Here is an 18532-nt window from a genome sequence, read left to right on the forward strand (position 1 = left end):
ACGTAGCAACGTCATTTCCTCGAAAACCCCAGGAAAATTACCATGGCCCACAACCTCCACAAAACGCTCAAGGAATTCGACAGCGGTTCCGGCAAAGGCAAGTTCTACTCGCTGCCGCAGCTTGGTAAAGCACTGAACGTGAAGATCGACCGCCTGCCGGTGTCGATCCGACTCGTTCTGGAATCGGTGCTGCGTAACTACGACGGCAAGAAGATCTCGGAAGAACACATCGAGCAGCTCGCGAACTGGAAGCCAACGGCCTCGCGCGTCGACGAAATTCCGTTCGTCGTCGCACGTGTCGTGCTGCAGGACTTCACGGGCGTGCCGCTGCTGGCCGACATCGCAGCCATGCGCGGCGTCGCGCAGCGCGCGGGCAAGAACCCGAAGTCGATCGAACCGCTGGTCCCGGTCGATCTCGTCGTCGATCACTCGGTGCAGATCGACCACTTCCGCGAGAAGGGCGCGCTGGACCTGAACATGAAGCTGGAATTCCAGCGCAACAACGAGCGCTACCAGTTCATGAAGTGGGGCATGCAGGCGTTCGACACGTTCAAGGTCGTGCCGCCCGGCGTCGGCATCGTTCACCAGGTGAACCTCGAATACCTCGCACGCGGCGTGCACAAGAAGGCTGACAACGGCGAATCCGTGTATTACCCGGACACGCTGGTCGGCACGGACAGCCACACGACGATGATTAACGGCATTGGCGTGGTCGGCTGGGGCGTGGGCGGCATCGAAGCGGAAGCGGGCATGCTCGGCCAGCCGGTGTACTTCCTGACGCCGGACGTGGTCGGCGTGCACCTGAAGGGCAAGCTGCGCGAAGGCGTGACGGCGACCGACCTGGTCCTGACCATCACCGAACTGCTGCGTAAGGAAAAGGTTGTCGGCAAGTTCGTCGAGTTCTTCGGCGAAGGCACGCGCTCGCTGTCGCTGCCGGACCGCGCGACGATCGGCAACATGGCGCCGGAATATGGCGCGACGATGGGCTTCTTCCCGGTCGACGAAAAGACGATCGACTACTTCAAGGGCACGGGCCGCACGGACGCCGAAATCTCCGCCTTCGAAAACTACTTCAAGGCGCAGGATCTGTTCGGCATTCCCGACGCCGGCGACATCGACTACACGAAGATCGTCACGCTGGATCTGGGCACGGTCGCACCGTCGCTGGCCGGTCCGAAGCGCCCGCAAGACCGCATCGAAATCGGCAACGTGAAGTCCACGTTCACGGATCTGTTCTCGAAGCCGGTCGGTGAAAACGGCTTTGCGAAGAAGTCGGCCGATCTCGACGCGCAGTACACGACGACCAACGGCGTCAACGTGAAGAACGGCGACATCCTGATCGCAGCGATCACGTCGTGCACCAACACGTCGAACCCGAGCGTGCTGCTGGCAGCCGGCCTGCTGGCGAAGAAGGCGGTTGAAGCCGGTCTGGAAGTGGCGCCGCACATCAAGACGTCGCTGGCGCCGGGATCGCGTATCGTCACCGAGTACCTGACGAAGACGAACCTGCTGCAATACCTCGACAAGCTCGGCTTCACGCTGGCCGCTTATGGTTGCACGACCTGTATCGGCAACGCGGGCGACCTGACGCCGGAACTGAACGAAGCGATCACGAAGAACGACATCGTCGCGGCAGCCGTGCTGTCGGGCAACCGTAACTTCGAAGCGCGTATTCACCCGAACATCCGCGCGAACTTCCTGGCCTCGCCGCCGCTGGTCGTCGCTTACGCGATCGCGGGCAACATCACGCGCGACCTGATGACGGAACCCGTCGGCAAGGGCACGGGCGGCAAGGACATCTACCTCGGCGACATCTGGCCGACGAGCGAAGAAGTCAACGCGCTGCTCAAGTTCGCGCTGGACGCCGACGCGTTCCGCGCGAACTACGCGCAGCTCACGAAGAAGGGCGACCTGTGGAGCAAGATCGAAGGCGAAGAAGGTCAGGTCTACGACTGGCCGAAGTCGACGTACATCGCGGAGCCGCCGTTCTTCGGCAAGGAATTCTCGATGGAACCGGCTGCGAGCATCGCTGCAGTGAAGGGCGCGCGTGCACTGGGCATCTTCGGTGACTCCGTGACGACCGACCACATCTCGCCGGCAGGCTCGATCAAGGAAGACTCGCCCGCAGGCAAGTGGCTGAAGGCAAACGGCGTGCAGAAGGCCGACTTCAACAGCTACGGCTCGCGCCGCGGCAACCACGACGTGATGATGCGCGGCACGTTTGCTAACGTCCGTATCAAGAACCTGATGATCCCGGCGAAGGCAGACGGCACGCGCGTCGAAGGCGGCCTCACGATCCATCAGCCGAGCGGCGAACAGGAGTCGATCTACGACGCAGCGATGAAGTACATCGACGCCGGCACGCAGACGGTCATCTTCGCGGGCGAAGAGTACGGCACGGGCTCGTCGCGTGACTGGGCAGCGAAGGGCACGCAACTGCTGGGCGTGAAGGCTGTGGTCGCGCGCAGCTTCGAGCGTATCCACCGCTCGAACCTGGTCGGCATGGGCGTTCTGCCGCTGCAGTTCAAGGGCACGGACAGCGTCCAGTCGCTGAATATCACGGGCGAAGAAACGTACGACATCGAAGGTCTCGGCGACGACTTCAAGCCGCAACAGGAAGTTACGCTGGTGATCCATCGCAAGGACGGTTCGGATCAGCGCGTGCAGGTTCTGCTGCGTATCGATACGCCGATCGAAGTCGACTACTACAAGCACGGTGGTATTCTGCCGTTCGTGCTGCGCTCGCTGCTCGCGGCGTAAGTTATCGCTTTGCAGGTGCTGCGTTCTCGTTGAGGACGCAGTGACTTTTAGAGGCCCGGTTTATCCGGGCTTTTTTTTCGGCTGGCGGTATTGGGCGTTGATGCGGGGCGTTCTCTAGCTGCACGGCAAACATTGGGCGCAGTAGCCGTGCGTCTCTGGACGGACACGTTTCGACCCAATGCGACCCGTCATTCCAGCCGATCTCAACGGCGGCGTCCAAAGGTGGATCGGTCGGTCGTTGACCCGCATCGCCAGGTGCGGCGGCCGGCTAATGTGACGGTGCCGTGAAAATGCCAACGTACGCAATCGTACACTTCTGCTCGCTTTGGTCTTCGGGCTTTGCGCCCAGAGCACTATTTTTAGAAGCACGTCCCTCGACTGACAAAACCGGCGCGGAACGTGCCGGCCTGTACGGCTCGCCGATTTGATTGCGCCAGACCGCATCCTTACTTGCCAGCCACCTCATTGCAAAAACCATCAGGTCTCCTGATTGTGTCCGTTGCACGTGTTGCAGATTGGGGGTACGTCATGAAACGAATCTGTGCCGCATGCCTTGCGGCAATGCTGGGCGCTACGATCGCGTCAGAATGTCAGGGGCAGTACACGACTGACTGGATAGCGAATACGTTTGGGACTAACGCCACTCACGTAGGTAACGCCGCGCGTTCGATGTGGGTTGCGCCAGAAGGCACCATTTACACCGCTTCCATGTGGGACGAGAACGAGGGCGGCATTGCGATCTACATGCAACACCACCGAGCGGCGCGCCGATGTGATCACCGGTATCGCCACCTGGTCCCACTTCTGGGTGGCGAGCGACAACCCGTGCGCGCGCATGCGACTTTACGACACCAATGGCACCTGGCTGCGCGACATTGCCGTGACTGACCCCGGCGCACTAGCGTTCGACCGCAATGGCAACATCCTCGTCGCCCAGGAGGCAGAGGGCACCGTCCTTCAGGTCAGCCAGACGGGCACGATCCTGCATACGCTCAGCCTGCCCACTGGCGAAGTCCCGCATGCGCTCTACTTCGACCCAACCACGCAGTATCTTTGGATCGGCGACGCAGGACCGGACCAGAACGCGAAGATCTATGACACGCGCACGTGGACACTGAAAAGCACGTTCGGCGTGAAGGGTGGTTATCTGGACACGACGACTGGTACGAAAGGGCAGGTGGGGAGCCTGCGCTTCGCGCGCATCGACGGTATCGGCAAAGACTCGGCCGGCAACCTCTACATTCTTTCCCAGCCGTGGGGAGGCTCATGGGACCACGGCCGCACAGGAGGCACAGACCTCTACGCATACAGCCCGACAGGCAAGCTCCTCTATAACCTGCGTGCACTGAATTTCGAGGCGATAGCCGCCCCCGATCCGGCGACTGACGCAACCCTGTTCTATTCCGGCATGAACATCTATTCAGGCACAGGTAGTGCGGACTGGAAGTTTGTCGCCAACACCGTTGACCCGTTCACGTATCCGTCCGACCCCCGCCTCGACGTGACTTACCGGGGTCGCGGCCTGCACTTCGGCATGATTGCGAGCGCAGGAACGAACAGGGTCCTGGTCGCCACCGACCAGAACCCCGACGGCTTCTACTTCTTCCACTTTGACCCCGCCCAGGGCTACACTGCCGTCCCGGATGGGGTATTGCCGGGTACGCTATTCAATGCCACTGCGCTGGTTCGCAACGGCTTCTGCCTCGACAGCAGGGGCGACGTGTGGGCCGGGCTCGACAAGACGAACCGGATCTGGCACTGGCCGCTGACCGGGTTCGATGCGAACGGCAAGCCGTCATGGGGAGCGCCCGTAACCGTGCCGGTTCCTGCATCGATCGGTGACCTGAGCCGCATCATCTACTTGCCAGAAAGCGACACGATGATTCTCGGGCAGCGGATCACGGGCAGCACGGACTGGACCGGCATCGGAACTCGCGTAGAGGTTTATCACGGGTGGCTCGCCGGCAACACAACCAATCCGAACCCGGTTATCACACTCACCAGCGCCAATCCGAAGTCCCTCACTGCTGCTGGCAACTACCTGTTCGTCGGCTACGTCCACACCGTGCCCAACATCGATGCCTTCAACCTGGCGACGGGCACGTTGGACAATACGTTCATCAACAGCAACCCCAGCAATGTGTACGTCGGCAATGACGTGGATTCTATGTACGGTCTTAGATCGTACCGTCGATCGACCGGAGAGTACGTGGTCACGAAGGACAACTACAACGGCTCCAGCATCGTTGTTTATCGTTGGACTCCGTGATCACCCGTGCCCGTCGCGCCTACTCCACCGGCCTCAGACCCGCAATCTGGCAAATCGCAGCGCGCAGACAACCACGCGCCGTCAATGGATCGTTGTCCGATGAACGGTGATACTCGCAGTGGAATCACGTCCGTCACATGTCAGGTTACAAGCGGACCTTCGCGACATTCGTTCGAGCGGCGAAAAGCTGGCCGTTCTGCGACACCTCGGTAGCCCTTGCATCCCGCTGCCTTCGCCGTGCTGCACAATGACAAATCAACTGCGGCATAGGAATGCCGCTTTTTCACCGCCACCCGTTAGCGCCGATAAGCCGCCACCCGCTCCATCACCCGCCGCACATACTGCCGCGTCTCCGCATATGGCGGAACCGTACCGCCGAACTTTCGCACCGCCCCTTCCCCCGCGTTATACGCGGCAAGCGCCAGCGGCACATCGCCAAACGTCGCAAGCAGCGTATCGAGCAAGCGCGTGCCCGCGACTACATTCTGGTAAGGATCGAACAGATCGTCGGCGCCTTGCTGTGCGCCTGTTTGCGGCATCAACTGCATCAACCCTCTTGCGTCCTTTGGCGACACGGCAAACGGATCACCGCCCGATTCGACATCGATGACAGCCATCAGCAGCGCTTTATCGACACCAATACGCTTCGCGACATCATCAACAAGTGCCGTCCACGCGAGAACTTTCGAACGCGTGCGCAGAGCCTCCAACGGCGCACCGAACTCGACGATCAACGGCTGATCCGAAACGACACCCGCATCGGCATCGACACCCTTCAACCCGCCGATCATCATCTCCACTCGCCCGGCCCAGCACGCATCGCTCACGACACACGCCATCACCCCGAGCAATAGCACTCGGCGCATCAACGCCCCGCCGTCGCATGCACTTCGTTCACCGCATCCATGCGAAACGGCGACTGCATCCGCACGATCGCTTCGGATTCCAGCGCAACGGGCCAACGCTGGCTCTGCAATCCATCGGCAAGCGTCGTCCTGCACAAACTGTCGGGCCGCTTCGGCGAGCCATACGCATCGACGTTCGCATCCGCAGGTTCACGCGAAAACACGCCGTTCGCTGCGAGATCGCCGATCACATTCGTAGCGTAGTACAGCACCTTGTTCGCGACGGGCACGATCAGATCGAAGCAATAATGCACGCGCAGCTTCAGCAGATTCGCGTCCTGCACATTCACATCCGATTCCGCGCCATGCCTGGTGTCGCGATACATCAGCATGTCATTGGGAATTTCATCGTGCGTGACGCCTTCAGCGGGATAGACACGCGGACGCGCGAAGTCGCGCATCATCGCTGCCGTCGGGCTGACGATCTCGATCGATGCCGCCTCGCCCACTGCACGCCGCGCCGCAAGCAGCGCCGACTGCACGCCCGTTGCGTCAGCGCTGCGCGCGTACAACGGCGCGAGTCCACGCGCGAGCCCCGCTTGCATCGCCTGCATCGATCCGTGATTGACGGCCCCTTCGCGCGCGGCTTCGAGCACGGCGACATCGAGCGTCGACTTCGCCTGATACAGCAGCACGAACTGCACGGTCACGAAGCCGAAGAACAGCAGCAGCGGCGCGACGACGAGAAACTCCGTCATCCCCTGCCCCGTCATCCGGCGCTTACGCATGCCTCGGCACTTCACGTCGACGCCCTCCATTCGAGCTTGTCGCCGGCTTCGATACGCGACGCCTGCGCCGCATGCGCGCACATCTCCAGCGCCGCTCGCGCACGCCAGCAGACGAGCACGCGAGCGCGGCCCACATTTCGATGAATCGACAGCACGCTCCCACGCCTGTCGATAAACACCACGTCGATCGGAAAGCGCATGCCGAACGTATGCACGGCATTGCACGGTTCGATCCACAGCGCGCGATCCGCATCGAGGCCAACGCGCCCAAGCAATCCGCGCATCCGCTCGATTGCCCCGTCCGCGACTTCGACTGCGATACGAGCCAACTCGCCACGATGAACCAGACGCGCACGCCTCACAGCAATCCCTCCTGCATGAACTTCATCGCAATCGGAAATCGCGGCCTGGTGAGTGCGCTGCAACGGGCGAGCGACGCGCAGGAACCTATCGACAGCGTGTTGATCGACGGACTCGTCGAGCGGATGAAAGCGCAGATGACGGAGCTTGATGGTCACGGTGCCCAGCGGAGATCCGGACCGTAACACGGCACGCTCATGACGACAAAAAGCCCGCAGAACGCGGGCCCAAACACCACGAGACACGGTGGAGACGATCTGAGAACCGTGCGCGGTTAGCGCGGCTGGTCGATGTAGCCCCGGGGAAGGCCGCTCAGACACGCTATTGATCAGTATAGGGTGCGGTTTCGTCTTGGCAGGAGAAAATGCCTGTTTCGTCGCATATAAGTATTAATTGCTGCACAGCCAACGATAGACACAGCGTCACGCCGTGCGCTCTTCGGTCTGTCATGCAAGCAGTGCGTCGAGCTTTTCGTTCAACGCAATGATCGCTTCCGTCACGCCCGGCAGCAACGCGACGGCCGTCAGCGCGTCATGCTCGAGCGCGGCACGCTCCAGACGCAGCGCCATTGCGGTTTCCCCCCGGCATTGCAACATCCGCAACGAACCCGCCAGACGATGCGCGGCGTGGCCCAGCTCGTTCCATGCTTCGCTGTGACGAGCCGCCGACATGTAGAGAAGCGTTGCGTGGTTCGTTTTAATGAGCGCGCTCGTCACGTCCCGCGCAACAGTGCGATCGCCGAGCGCGAGCGCATTGATTCGTTCCTGCAGCGCATTCATGTCCGCCGCGCGGCCGGACACGCTGCGCGAGCAAGCCGCCGTCATTGCTGGGCCGCCGCGATGCCACAGCGCCGCGCGAAATCGACCAGATCGACGAGCGTTGCAACGCCCACCTTGGTCATCAACCGCGTCTTGTGACTGCTGACCGTCTTGTTGCTGATGAAGAGCGCGTCGCCGATCGTCTTGTTGGACATGCCTTTGGCGAGCATCTGCAGGATCACCAGTTCCTTGTCGGAAAGCAACTCCAGCTTGCGCTCTTCGACGACGCCCCGCCCAGCCGCGCCGACGCTCGCGGAAGGCGCGACGGGAAACACGCTGTAGCCCGACATGACGGCTTCGACACTGCGCATGATCTCCTTCACGTCCTGCGACTTGCTGACGAAGCCTTGCGCACCCGCGCGCATGGCGCGGGACACGAAGGTGGACGCATCGTGGCTCGACAGGATCAGTACGCGCATGGACGGATGCGCGGTTTTCAGGCGTGCGAGCACATCCAGGCCATTTATGCGCGGAATATCCAGATCGAGAATGGTAAGGTCGGGCGCGAATTGACGCGCCATTTCCATTGCGGACTGGCCGTTGTCTGCTTCAAATACTTCCTGCGTGCCGAGCAATTGCAACAGATGAGTCTTGATAACCAGCCGAAACGCCGGGTGATCGTCCACTATTAATATAGAAGCCAACTGCCGTTCTCCAGATTTTCTTTTGACTCACGTGCTGTCGCGCTGCTCACACGGCGTGTTTATCGACTACACGCCTTTATACAGCGATTATTCTAAGTCATTATCGACGTGTTTATTCTGCGGAATATTCTGCATTCCATATCTTTCTTCACGTCTTTTTTCCAGTTTATTTGTTATTCAATTTCCAATATTGCTCGCGGCATAAATGTGTATATCAGGCGAGCGAAATTTTACCTGTGCATGGCGAAGCATACGGCGGCGTCACTCGCCTGCCAGGGGTGATGACTTGCGACATCCAGCGCGAGGCAAGTTGCCGCACTCGAGGTAAACCCGCTTGAATTTAACTAACTCATCAATTAATCTTTCGACCCATGAACACGAAACGTCAACCGGCCAAACCGCGCGGGCGCCGCCCCGCCGTCGAGAATTTCGACGTGCGCGAGCACCTGCTCGATACCGCCACGCGCCTTTTCTCCGAACGCGGCATCTCAGCCACCACCGTCGCGCAGATCGCCGCCGCCGCGGAAGTCACGTCCGCGCTCGTGCACTACTACTTCACGAATCGCGAGACGCTGCTCGACGCGATCGTCGAAGAGCGGCTCGCGCCGTCCGTCGGTTTTGTCTGGAGCGCCGCCGGAGAGGATTCGAGCGACGATCCGTTCGTGATGGTGGCCGAATTCGCCAAGCGTCTGTTCGACGTGACGGGCCGCATGCCGTGGCTGCCGCCGCTCTGGCTGCGCGAGGTCGTCAACGAAGGCGGGATGCTGCGCGATCGCATGGTCACGCGCATTCCGTTCGACAACATCAAGCGGTTCGGCGCCCGAATCAAGGAAGCGCAGCAGGCAGGCGCGGTGAATCCCGAACTCGATCCGCTGTTGATGTTCAACTCGCTCTTCGCGCTCGTGATGCTGCCGCAAGCGGCCGCAAAGATGTGGCAAAGCATTCGCGGCTTTCCGGCTATCGAGCGCGAGACGCTGCAGCGGCACGTCACGGCCCTGCTGCTCGGCGGCATGAATCCGCCCGCGGAGCGCGCCACGCGCAAGCCGGCTGCGAAAAAGACGGACACCGCGACACGCCGCCCATCCACGAGGTCCAGCTCATGAAGCATTCACGTTCATCCGCGCGCGTCGTACGGGTTGTTGCCGCGCTCATTGCATGCGGCGTGCTCGGCGCGTGCTCGCATCGCGCCGACAATACGTGGCAAGGCTACGTCGAAGGCGAATTCGTGTATCTCGGCTCGTCGCAATCGGGCAAGCTGACGCAACTCGACGTCGCGCGCGGCGATCAGCTCAGCGCGAATGCACCCGTTTTCGCGCTCGAATCCGTCGATGAAACGGCCGCGCTGCAACAGGCGCAGCAACAGCTTGCCGCCGCCCGTGCACAACTGGCGGACATCCAGACGGGCAAGCGCCCGCCGGAAATCGAGGTGACAAAGGCGCAACTCGCGCAGGCCGTGGCGAACGCGCGCAAGGCCGCGCTGCAATTGACGCGCGACGAAGCGCAGTATCGCGCCGGCGGCATTCCGAAGGGACAGCTCGACGATACGCGCGCCGCCGCCGACGCTGCCAATGCGCAGGTGCGCGAGTTGACGCGCGAGGTCCAGGTCGCTCGGTTGCCGGGGCGCTCGCAACAGTTGCTCGCGCAGACCGCGCAGGTCGAAGCAGCGCAGGCGGCCGTTGCGCAAGCGCAATGGAAGCTCGACCAGAAGCGCGTGAACGCGCCCGCCAGGGGCCGCGTCTACGACACGCTATACCGCGTCGGCGAATGGGTGCAGGCGGGCAACCCCGTCGTGCAGATGCTGCCGCCGCAAAACGTGAAAGTGCGCTTCTTCGTGCCCGAAACCGTGGTCGGCTCGCTCGCGCCGGGCCGCGCGCTGACGGTGCATTGCGACGGCTGCGCGTCGGATATCGACGCGAAGATCACTTACGTGTCGAATTCGTCGGAATACACGCCGCCCGTCATCTATAGCAACGAGAGCCGCGCGAAGCTCGTTTTCATGGTCGAAGCGCACCCTTCCGTCGATGACGCGCCGCGCCTGCACCCGGGCCAACCTGTTTCGGTGACGCTGCGATGAGCACGCAGAACGGGGCGCAAGGTTCGCCGAAAGATTCGCTCGCCATCGACGTGCACAACCTCAACAAGCACTTCGGCGACAAGCACGTCGTCAACGATGTCTCGCTGCAGGTCGCGCATGGCGAAATCTTCGGCTTTCTCGGCCCGAACGGCAGCGGCAAGACGACGTCGATCCGCCTGATGTGCGGCCTGCTCACGCCGGATTCCGGCAGCGGCACCTGCCTCGGCTACGACATCGTGCGCGACAGCGCGCAGATCAAGCGCAACGTCGGCTACATGACGCAGCGCTTCTCGTACTGGGAAGACATGACGATCCGCGAGAATCTCGATTTCGTCGCGCGTATCTATCAGATGCGCGACCGCAAAGAGAAGGTGGATCGCGCGCTCGAAACGCTCGGCTTGCAGACGCGCGCGGACCAGTTGACGGGCGCGCTGTCGGGCGGCTGGAAGCAGCGGCTCGCGCTCGCCGCCTGCATGCTGCACGAGCCGAAGCTGCTGCTGCTCGACGAACCGACAGCAGGCGTCGACCCCACCGCGCGCCGCGACTTCTGGGAAGAACTGCACCGGCTCGCCGCGCAAGGCATTTCGGTGCTGGTCAGCACGCACTACATGGACGAAGCGGAGCGCTGCCACAAGCTCGCGTATATCGCGTACGGCAAGCTGCTCGCGCAAGGCACGGCGCAGCAGGTGATCGATTCGCAGGCGCTCGCCACGTGGGCGATTCACGGCGAGCGTCTGACGCAGTTGTCCGAACAGTTGCGCAAGACGCCTGGCGTCGATCAGACCGTCGTATTCGGCTCCGCGCTGCACGCAAGCGGCCACGACCACGACGCGCTCGAAAAGGCGATCAGACAGGTGACGTCGGGCCTGCCCGTGCGGATCGAGCCGATCGAAACCGGCCTCGAAGACGTCTTCATCTACATGATGAGCCGCTCGGCCGACAACTACGGAAAGCCATCGTGAACCGTCTTTTCTCCGTGACGCGCTGGTGGGGCATCGTCCTCAAGGAGTTCATCCAGTTGCGGCGCGACCGCATCACGTTCGGCATGATCGTCGGCTTGCCGATTCTTCAGCTCGCGCTGTTCGGCTTCGCGATCAATACCGACCCGAAGCATCTGCGCACGGCCGTCGTCATCAGCGAGCAGAGCCAGTTCTCGCGCAGCTTCGTCGCGGCGATGAAGAACTCGGACTATTTCCATATCGTCGACACGCTGCCCGACGACGCCGCGGCACGCGAGGCGCTGGCGCGCGGCGACGTGACCTTCGTCGTGTCGATTCCCGTCGATTTTTCGCGGCGGCTCTTGCGCGGCGAACGGCCCGCACTGCTCGTCGAAGCCGACGCCACCGATCCGACCGCCACACAGGCGCCGCTCGCCGCGCTGCCCGGCCTCGTGCAATCGGTCGCGGACAAGGACATCATCGGGCCGCTCGCGCATCTGAACGGTGCACCCGCCGCGTTCGACGTGCAAATCCACAAGCTGTACAACCCCGAGGGCATCACGCAATACAACGTCGTGCCGGGTCTGATGGGCACGATCCTCACGCTGACGATGGTCATGATGACGGGCCTCGCGATGACCCGCGAACGCGAGCGCGGCACGATGGAAAACCTGCTTGCGACACCCGTGCTGCCGATCGAGGTGATCGCGGGCAAGCTGGTACCGTACATCGCAATCGGGCTCGTGCAAGCGTCGATCATTCTGGCGGCGGCGCGCTATGTCTTCGATGTGCCGTTCGTCGGCAGTCTGATCGCGCTGTATGTCGCTGCGCTGCTCTTCATCGCGGCGAACCTGACGGTCGGCATTACGTTGTCGTCGATTGCGCAAAACCAATTGCAGGCGATGCAGCTCACCATCTTCTACTTTTTGCCGAGCCTGCTGCTGTCGGGCTTCATGTTTCCGTTCGCCGGTATGCCCGTGTGGGCGCAATGGATCGGCAATCTGCTGCCGCTCACGTACTTCAACCGGCTCGTACGCGGCATTCTGCTCAAGGGCAATGGCTGGGTCGAACTGTGGCCATCAGTGTGGCCCGTCGCGATCTTCACAGCCGTCGTGTTGGCCATTGCCGTGCGCTTCTATCGGCGCACGCTGGATTAGGAGGCTCGACGATGAAACACTACGTGCTGTTGTCCGCGCTCGCGCTGTGCGGCTGCGCGGTCGGCCCCGACTTCCACGCGCCCGCCGCGCCTGATGCGCCGTCCTACACGCGTGAAGCGCTGCCTGCCGCGACGCAAGCGGCAGGTGTCACGCAAACGCTCGTCGTCGCGAACAACGCGCTGCCCGCATGGTGGATGCAGTTTCACTCCGACGCGCTGAACCGTCTCGTCGACACGGCGCTGCAACGCAGCCCGACACTCGACGAAGCCCGCGCGAAACTCGTCGAAGCGCGCGAGAACTACATCGCGCAAGCAGGCGCGACCGAGTTCCCCGCAGTCGATGCAACGCTGTCCGGCACGCGGCAAAAGGTCAATCCCGCTGCGTTCGGCATTCCGATCGTGCCGAACCCCGGGCCGTTCACGCTGTTCAATGCGTCGGTGAGCGTGTCGTATGCGCTCGATATCTTCGGCGGCAACCGGCGCGCGCTCGAAGCTTTGCTCGCGCAAGTCGATTACCAGACGTATGAACTGGATGCCGCGCGCCTGTCGCTGGCGGGCAATGTCGTGTCGACGGCCATCCGGCGCGCGTCGCTGCAACAGCAGCTCGCGCTGACGCAGCAACTTTCGGATGCACAGGCGCATCAACTGACGATTGTCGAAGGACGTTACGCGGCGGGCGGCGTCGCGCAACTCGATGTGCGAACACAGCGCACGCTGCTCGCGCAGACGCGCGCGCAGATTCCGCCGCTGACGACGCAACTCGCGCAAGCCGATCATCAGCTGGCAATCCTGCTCGGCGTCGCGCCGTCGCAAGCCGATTTCAACGACATCACGCTCGATGCGCTGCATCTGCCCGACACCGTGCCCGTCACGCTGCCGTCGATACTCGCGCGCGAACGGCCCGACATCCGCGCATCGGAAGCGCTGTTGCATCAGGCGAGCGCGAATGTCGGCGTCGCGACGGCGAACCTGTATCCGCAGTTTGTGGTGTCGGCGGGGATCGGCTCGGAGCGCACGCGCGTCGAAGATGTCGTCAACAGCTTGAACGTGTGGAACCTCGGCCTGAATCTGACGCAGCCGATCTTTCACGGCGGCGAACTGCGCGCGAAGAAGCGCGCCGCGCAGGCTGCTTATGATGCGGCGTTTGCGTCGTATCGGCAGACGGTCTTACAGGCGCTGCAGCAGGTCGCCGATACGCTGCACGCGTTGAACGACGACGCGCGCGAATTGCAGGCGCGCGATGACGCGGCGTCGGAAGCGCAGGCAAGTGTGACGATCGCGCAGGCGCAGTATGCGGCGGGCGGCGTCAGCCAGTTCAGCTTGATCGATACGCAGCGCCAGGCGTTGCAGACTGCGCTCGACAAGACGCGCGCACAGGCCGATCGTCTCGCGGATACGGCAGCGCTGTTTCAGGCGCTGGGTGGGATGACGCCGGCGGCGTCGGCCGATCAGACGGCGAAGCGATAGGCGCGGAAACGACAAACCCGGCCGAAGCCGGGTTTGTCGTTTCCGCGTCGAATGCAGGTCAGCCGCGCCGGAAAAGCCGGATGACGAACAGCAGGATCACAGCGCCGATGAACGCCGTGATCGTCGAACCGATCCATCCGCTGCCAAGCGAGATATGCAGCGCGCCCGACAGCCACCCGCCGATAAACGCGCCCACGATGCCGACGACGATATCGAGGAGGACGCCATAGCCGCTGCCCGACACCAGCACACTAGCAAGCCAGCCCGCGATACAGCCGATGATCAGTCAGGCAATGATTCCGTGTTCCATAGTTTTCTCAGGTTTCCACTGTAGGTAATAAGAGCCGTAGTTTTAACGCAGTGCTCGGCCTGAGTTGTCAACGTTTGTCACAGCTTAGAGCAGTCGTTGAGTGCTACGCGTCGGCTTGCTCACCATCCAGATACAGCACCATGTTCTCTTCATCGAAGTAACGCCCATTCACGCACATCGCGCGGCGCTCGATGCCATAGCCCGTAAAGCCGCTCGTCGCATAGAGTTGCCGCGCGCGATGGTTTTCGGTATTGACGCGAAGATGAATCTGCCGCAGTTGCATATTCCGCGCATGCGTCAACGCGGCCCCGAGCAACTCGCGCGCGACGCCCACGTTCCGATACAGAGGATGAACGAACACGCCCCACAGCATGCCCTTGTGCCGCAACTGCGCGTAAGGCTCCTGTTTGAGGCCGGCGATTCCGATCAGCATGTGCTGATCAAATACGCCGAACACGATCTGTTTCGGCGTCTGCCGTATTTGCGTAGCGATGGCGTCGAGCGGGCGCGCGCGCTCTTCGTCGAGAGTCGGCCAGATTGCAGATGGGGAATCGTCGATGGCCTTGCGCCGCAGTTCCGTGAACGCAGCGGCGTCGTTTTCGTTCAAAGGGCGAAGTGTCAGAGCCTCGCAAAGCATTGCTTCATGTTTCCAGAAAGTGTCCGAATAGCGAGCTATACAGGAACTTTCAGGTTAACTAATGAAGCTACGACAATTTATGACAAGTGCGCGCAAAAAACGTCGTCGCTCGAATGGTCACTGCGCAGATTAAAGCGTGGCCGCAATGACATAACGCAAACAAATCGGCTCACGCCGCCACCGCCCGCGCCGCATTCCTTCCGCGCAACCATTCGAGCGCAAGCAGCAGGCAGGTAGAAAACACGATAAGAATCGTCGCCAGCGCAGCAATGGTCGGGCTGATGTTCTCGCGGATGCCGGTGAACATCTGCCGCGGCAACGTCGTCTGATCGGCGCCCGCGAGAAACAGCGTGACGACCACTTCATCGAACGACGTCGCGAACGCGAACAGCGCGCCTGAGATCACACCCGGCGCAATCACCGGCAGCGTGATACTGAAAAACGTCTTCACAGGATTCGCGCCGAGCGAAAGGCTTGCCCGCACGAGGTTGTAGTTGAAGCCCTGCAATGTAGCCGCCACCGTCGTCACGACGAACGGCACGCCCAGCGACGCATGCGCCATGATCAGGCCGATATACGTATTGGCCAGTCCCAGCGGCGCAAAGAACAGATACATGCCGACGCCGACTACGACGACGGGCACGATCATCGGCGAAATCAAGATCGCCATCAACAGCGCCTTGCCCTTGAAGTTCGCCTTCGTCAGCCCGATTGCCGCGAGCGTGCCGAGTATCGTTGCCAGCACGGTCGCCGACGGCGCGACGATAAAGCTGTTCTTCGCGGCCATCCGCCATTCGTCGGAGGCGATCAGGTTCTGATACCAGCGCAGCGACCAACCCGGAATCGGATAGACGAGGAACGTGCTCGACGAAAACGACAGCGGCACGATCGCGAGCACGGGCAGGATCAGATACAGCAGCGTCAGCACGGCAAGTCCGCGCAACGTGAAGTACCACACGCGCTCGATCATCGACGTATGCGGCGCGAACATTGGTTTGGCAAATTTCATCGCGTCGCTCCTCAACCAAGGCTCACGTTCGAACGCGTGAAGCGTCCGTAAATCACATACAGCACGAGCGTCGCCGCGAGCAGCAGCCCGCCGAGCGCGCACGCCATGCCCCAGTTGATCGTCACGTTGGTGAAGTACGCGACGTAGTAGCTGACCATCTGATCGTTCGGTCCGCCGAGCAGCGCCGGCGTGATGTAGTAGCCGATCGCGAGAATGAACACCAGCAGCGCGCCTGCGCCGATGCCCGGATACGTTTGCGGCACATACACGCGCCAGAACGCGGCGAACGGATGCGAGCCGAGCGAAATAGCCGCGCGCTGATAGGTCGGCGGAATCGACTTCATCACGCTGTACAGCGGCAGGATCATGAACGGCAGCAGAATGTGCGTCATCGAGATATAGACGCCGACGCGATTGAACAGCAACGCCAGCGGATCGTGTATCAGCCCCGAACCGATCAGCGCCTTGTTGACGAGACCTTCGCTCTGCAGAATCACGATCCACGCGGCGACGCGCACGAGGATCGACGTCCAGAACGGAATCAGCACGAGGATCATCACGAGATTCGCGCGCCGTTCATTGAGCGTCGAAATCCAGTACGCGAGCGGATAGCCGAGCAGCAACGCGAACACCGTCACCGCGAAGCCGATCACGAACGTGCGGCTGAATACGGCGAGATAGATCTGTTGCTCGGGGTCGGTCGGAATGATGTGGCCGAACGCGTCCTGCTTGTGATCGAGCGAGGCGAGCAGATAGAACGGCGAAATCGTGCTGCTGTTTTTGGCAATCGCTTGCCAGTATTTCGCATCGCCCCAACGTTCGTCGAGTTCGATGATCTTCGCCTTGACCTGCGCGGGCGGCAACGCGTGGCCCGCGTCGTCGTTCAGCGGCATCGCGCGCGCCGTCTTCGCGACGAGCGAGCGATAGCCAGGAATCTCCGTGTTCAGGCGGCGCGCGAGCGCGCCCATCGCTTCGCCGTCCGCTATAGCGGTGAGATCGGTGGCGAGCGCGCCGTACGCGGCGTCATTCGGCGCGGACTTGCGATCCCAGTCGCGCAGCGCCGTCACCGTGTGCGGCAATGCTGCCGCGATCTCGGGGTTCTGGACGGCGCGCGTCAACAGCGCGCCGATCGGCACGACGAAGATCAGCAGCAGGAAAATCGCGAGCGGCGCGATCAGCAGCAGCGCCATCGCGCGCTTCTTCGCTTCGGCGGCTTTCAGCTCGCGCTTGAGTTTGTTGGTCGACTCGGGTGCCGGGTCGGCGGCGATCGTGATCGTCGTCACAGGTTTCTCCTGCGTCAATGCAGCTTTGCTACAGCGATGCGGCTTCCCTGTGCGGATGCCGCATCGCGTTCACCTCGGACTTACTTCGACGCCCACGACGAGAAGCGTTGCTCCAGCTCATCACCGTGATCGGTCCAGAACGTCAGGTTCTGCAGCACCGCGTTCTTGCCGTTGGCGGGCGAGTTCGGCAGATTGGAAAGCGTCTTCGCGTCGAGCGACTTGATCGCCGATTCATTCACCGGGCCATACGCGATGTGCTTCGCGTACTCCTGCTGCGGCTTCGACGAAATCGTGTACGCAATGTACTTCTCGGCCAGCGCCTTGTTCGGCGTGCCCTTCGGCATTGCCCAGTAGTCGAGGTCGTAGATGCTGCCGTTCCACACCACCTTCAGGTTCTTGCCTTCCTTCTGCGCGGCATCGATGCGGCCGTTATACGCCGTCGACATCACCACATCGCCCGCGACGAGGAATTGCGGCGGCTGCGCGCCCGCTTCCCACCACTGGATATTCGGCTTCAGCTCGTCGAGCTTCTTGAATGCGCGGTCCTGGCCTTCCTTCGTGCCGAGCACCTTGTAGACGTCCTTCGGCGCGACGCCGTCGGCCATCAGCGCGAATTCCAGGTTGTAGCGCGCGCCCTTGCGCATGCCGCGCTTGCCCGGGAATTTCTTCGTGTCCCAGAAGTCGGCCCAGCTCGCGGGCGCCGTCTTCAGCTTGTCGGCGTTGTACGCCATCGCCGTCGACCACACGAAAATGCCGACGCCGCACGTTTGCGGCGCTTCGGGAATCAGATCCGACTTCTTGCCGAGCTTCGACCAGTCGAGCTTTTCATACAGGCCTTCGTCGCAGCCGCGGCCGAGGTCGCCCGATTCGACTTCGACGACATCCCAGTTCACATGCTTCGCTTCGACCATTGCCTTCACTTTGGCCTGCTCGCCGTTGTATTCGACTGCCGTCACTTTCGAGCCGCTTTGCGCCTCGAACGGCTGGTTGAATGCGGCCTTCTGCGCGTCGCCATTCGCGCCGCCGAAGTTCACGACCGTCAGTTCCGCCGCGTTCGCCTGAGCAACGGCGCCGAGCGCGATGAGGACAGCGCCGACAGCCACGGCACAGCGCGATTGCACGATCTTCTTCATGATGGTTCCTCTTTGGTGTGATGAACTGCTTACGACGTGGA

At 62.0% G+C, this 18532-nt stretch carries 16 protein-coding genes and 1 pseudogene; 7 read left to right on the forward strand and 10 right to left on the reverse strand.

Features of this window, described 5'->3' with window-relative positions; genetic code table 11:
* Positions 1-42: 42 nt before the first annotated feature.
* Together acnA and SB822_RS13955 are read left to right on the forward strand one after the other, a co-directional pair.
* Positions 43-2760, forward strand: coding sequence for an aconitate hydratase AcnA (gene acnA / locus SB822_RS13950; protein ID WP_410854939.1), 2718 nt, complete (start codon positions 43-45; stop codon positions 2758-2760).
* A 561-nt stretch (positions 2761-3321) separates the two neighbouring features.
* Positions 3322-5029 (forward strand): annotated as a pseudogene (locus SB822_RS13955) (YncE family protein).
* A 296-nt stretch (positions 5030-5325) separates the two neighbouring features.
* On the opposite strand, the gene SB822_RS13960 reads toward SB822_RS13955, so the two are convergent.
* The 5 genes from SB822_RS13960 to SB822_RS13980 all read right to left on the reverse strand — a co-directional run bounded on the left by SB822_RS13960 (position 5326) and on the right by SB822_RS13980 (position 8484).
* Entirely contained in the window at positions 5326-5895 is a 570-nt protein-coding gene (locus tag SB822_RS13960) for a lytic transglycosylase domain-containing protein (RefSeq protein ID WP_410854940.1), read from the reverse strand.
* The gene (locus SB822_RS13965; RefSeq protein WP_410854941.1) at positions 5895-6692 is read right to left on the reverse strand and encodes a TadE family protein; all 798 of its coding nucleotides are present in this window, start codon (positions 6690-6692) and stop codon (positions 5895-5897) included. The genes SB822_RS13960 and SB822_RS13965 overlap by 1 nt, the downstream gene beginning before the upstream one ends.
* Positions 6674-7180 (reverse strand): DUF192 domain-containing protein, encoded by a 507-nt coding sequence (locus tag SB822_RS13970; RefSeq protein ID WP_410854942.1) that lies wholly within the window; start codon positions 7178-7180, stop codon positions 6674-6676. The genes SB822_RS13965 and SB822_RS13970 overlap by 19 nt, the downstream gene beginning before the upstream one ends.
* A gap of 288 nt (positions 7181-7468) precedes the next feature.
* Positions 7469-7846, reverse strand: coding sequence for an Hpt domain-containing protein (locus tag SB822_RS13975; protein ID WP_410854943.1), 378 nt, complete (start codon positions 7844-7846; stop codon positions 7469-7471).
* Positions 7843-8484 carry a response regulator transcription factor gene (locus SB822_RS13980; RefSeq protein WP_007741626.1) on the reverse strand — a complete coding sequence of 214 codons (642 nt, stop codon included), beginning with the start codon at positions 8482-8484 and terminating at the stop codon, positions 7843-7845. Before SB822_RS13980 ends, SB822_RS13975 begins: the two co-directional genes overlap by 4 nt.
* Positions 8485-8855: 371 nt before the next feature.
* Here SB822_RS13980 and SB822_RS13985 point away from each other — a divergent pair, with 371 nt between their 5' ends.
* From SB822_RS13985 to SB822_RS14005, 5 genes are read left to right on the forward strand one after another with little or no spacing between them, the layout of a single operon-like run.
* Positions 8856-9587 carry a TetR/AcrR family transcriptional regulator gene (locus SB822_RS13985; RefSeq protein WP_007579524.1) on the forward strand — a complete coding sequence of 244 codons (732 nt, stop codon included), beginning with the start codon at positions 8856-8858 and terminating at the stop codon, positions 9585-9587.
* Positions 9584-10558 carry an HlyD family secretion protein gene (locus tag SB822_RS13990; RefSeq protein ID WP_410854944.1) on the forward strand — a complete coding sequence of 325 codons (975 nt, stop codon included), beginning with the start codon at positions 9584-9586 and terminating at the stop codon, positions 10556-10558. The genes SB822_RS13985 and SB822_RS13990 overlap by 4 nt, the downstream gene beginning before the upstream one ends.
* Positions 10555-11520: an ABC transporter ATP-binding protein gene (locus SB822_RS13995; RefSeq protein ID WP_007579522.1), complete on the forward strand. Its 966-nt coding sequence runs from the start codon at positions 10555-10557 to the stop codon at positions 11518-11520. Before SB822_RS13990 ends, SB822_RS13995 begins: the two co-directional genes overlap by 4 nt.
* Entirely contained in the window at positions 11517-12653 is a 1137-nt protein-coding gene (locus SB822_RS14000; protein ID WP_410854945.1) for an ABC transporter permease, read from the forward strand. The genes SB822_RS13995 and SB822_RS14000 overlap by 4 nt, the downstream gene beginning before the upstream one ends.
* 11 nt (positions 12654-12664) lie before the next feature.
* On the forward strand, positions 12665-14119 hold the full coding sequence (locus tag SB822_RS14005) for an efflux transporter outer membrane subunit (RefSeq protein ID WP_410854946.1): 1455 nt from the start codon (positions 12665-12667) through the stop codon (positions 14117-14119).
* A 58-nt stretch (positions 14120-14177) separates the two neighbouring features.
* On the opposite strand, the gene SB822_RS14010 is transcribed toward SB822_RS14005, so the two are convergent.
* From SB822_RS14010 to SB822_RS14030, 5 genes are all read right to left on the reverse strand, one after another.
* Entirely contained in the window at positions 14178-14405 is a 228-nt protein-coding gene (locus SB822_RS14010; protein ID WP_410854963.1) for a GlsB/YeaQ/YmgE family stress response membrane protein, read from the reverse strand.
* A gap of 127 nt (positions 14406-14532) precedes the next feature.
* Positions 14533-15066 (reverse strand): GNAT family N-acetyltransferase, encoded by a 534-nt coding sequence (locus tag SB822_RS14015; RefSeq protein ID WP_086914541.1) that lies wholly within the window; start codon positions 15064-15066, stop codon positions 14533-14535.
* Positions 15067-15235: 169 nt separating this feature from the next.
* Positions 15236-16075, reverse strand: a complete 840-nt coding sequence (locus tag SB822_RS14020; RefSeq protein ID WP_007579514.1) for an ABC transporter permease — start codon at positions 16073-16075, stop codon at positions 15236-15238.
* 11 nt (positions 16076-16086) lie between these two features.
* Complete coding sequence (locus tag SB822_RS14025; RefSeq protein WP_007579512.1) at positions 16087-17358, reverse strand: ABC transporter permease; 1272 nt, start codon at positions 17356-17358, stop codon at positions 16087-16089.
* Positions 17359-17438: 80 nt separating this feature from the next.
* Positions 17439-18491, reverse strand: a complete 1053-nt coding sequence (locus tag SB822_RS14030; protein WP_007579511.1) for an ABC transporter substrate-binding protein — start codon at positions 18489-18491, stop codon at positions 17439-17441.
* Positions 18492-18532: the final 41 nt, after the last annotated feature.

It is taken from the genome of Paraburkholderia sp. SIMBA_054, assembly GCF_046534875.1.
In the GTDB taxonomy this organism is placed as follows: domain Bacteria; phylum Pseudomonadota; class Gammaproteobacteria; order Burkholderiales; family Burkholderiaceae; genus Paraburkholderia; species Paraburkholderia hospita.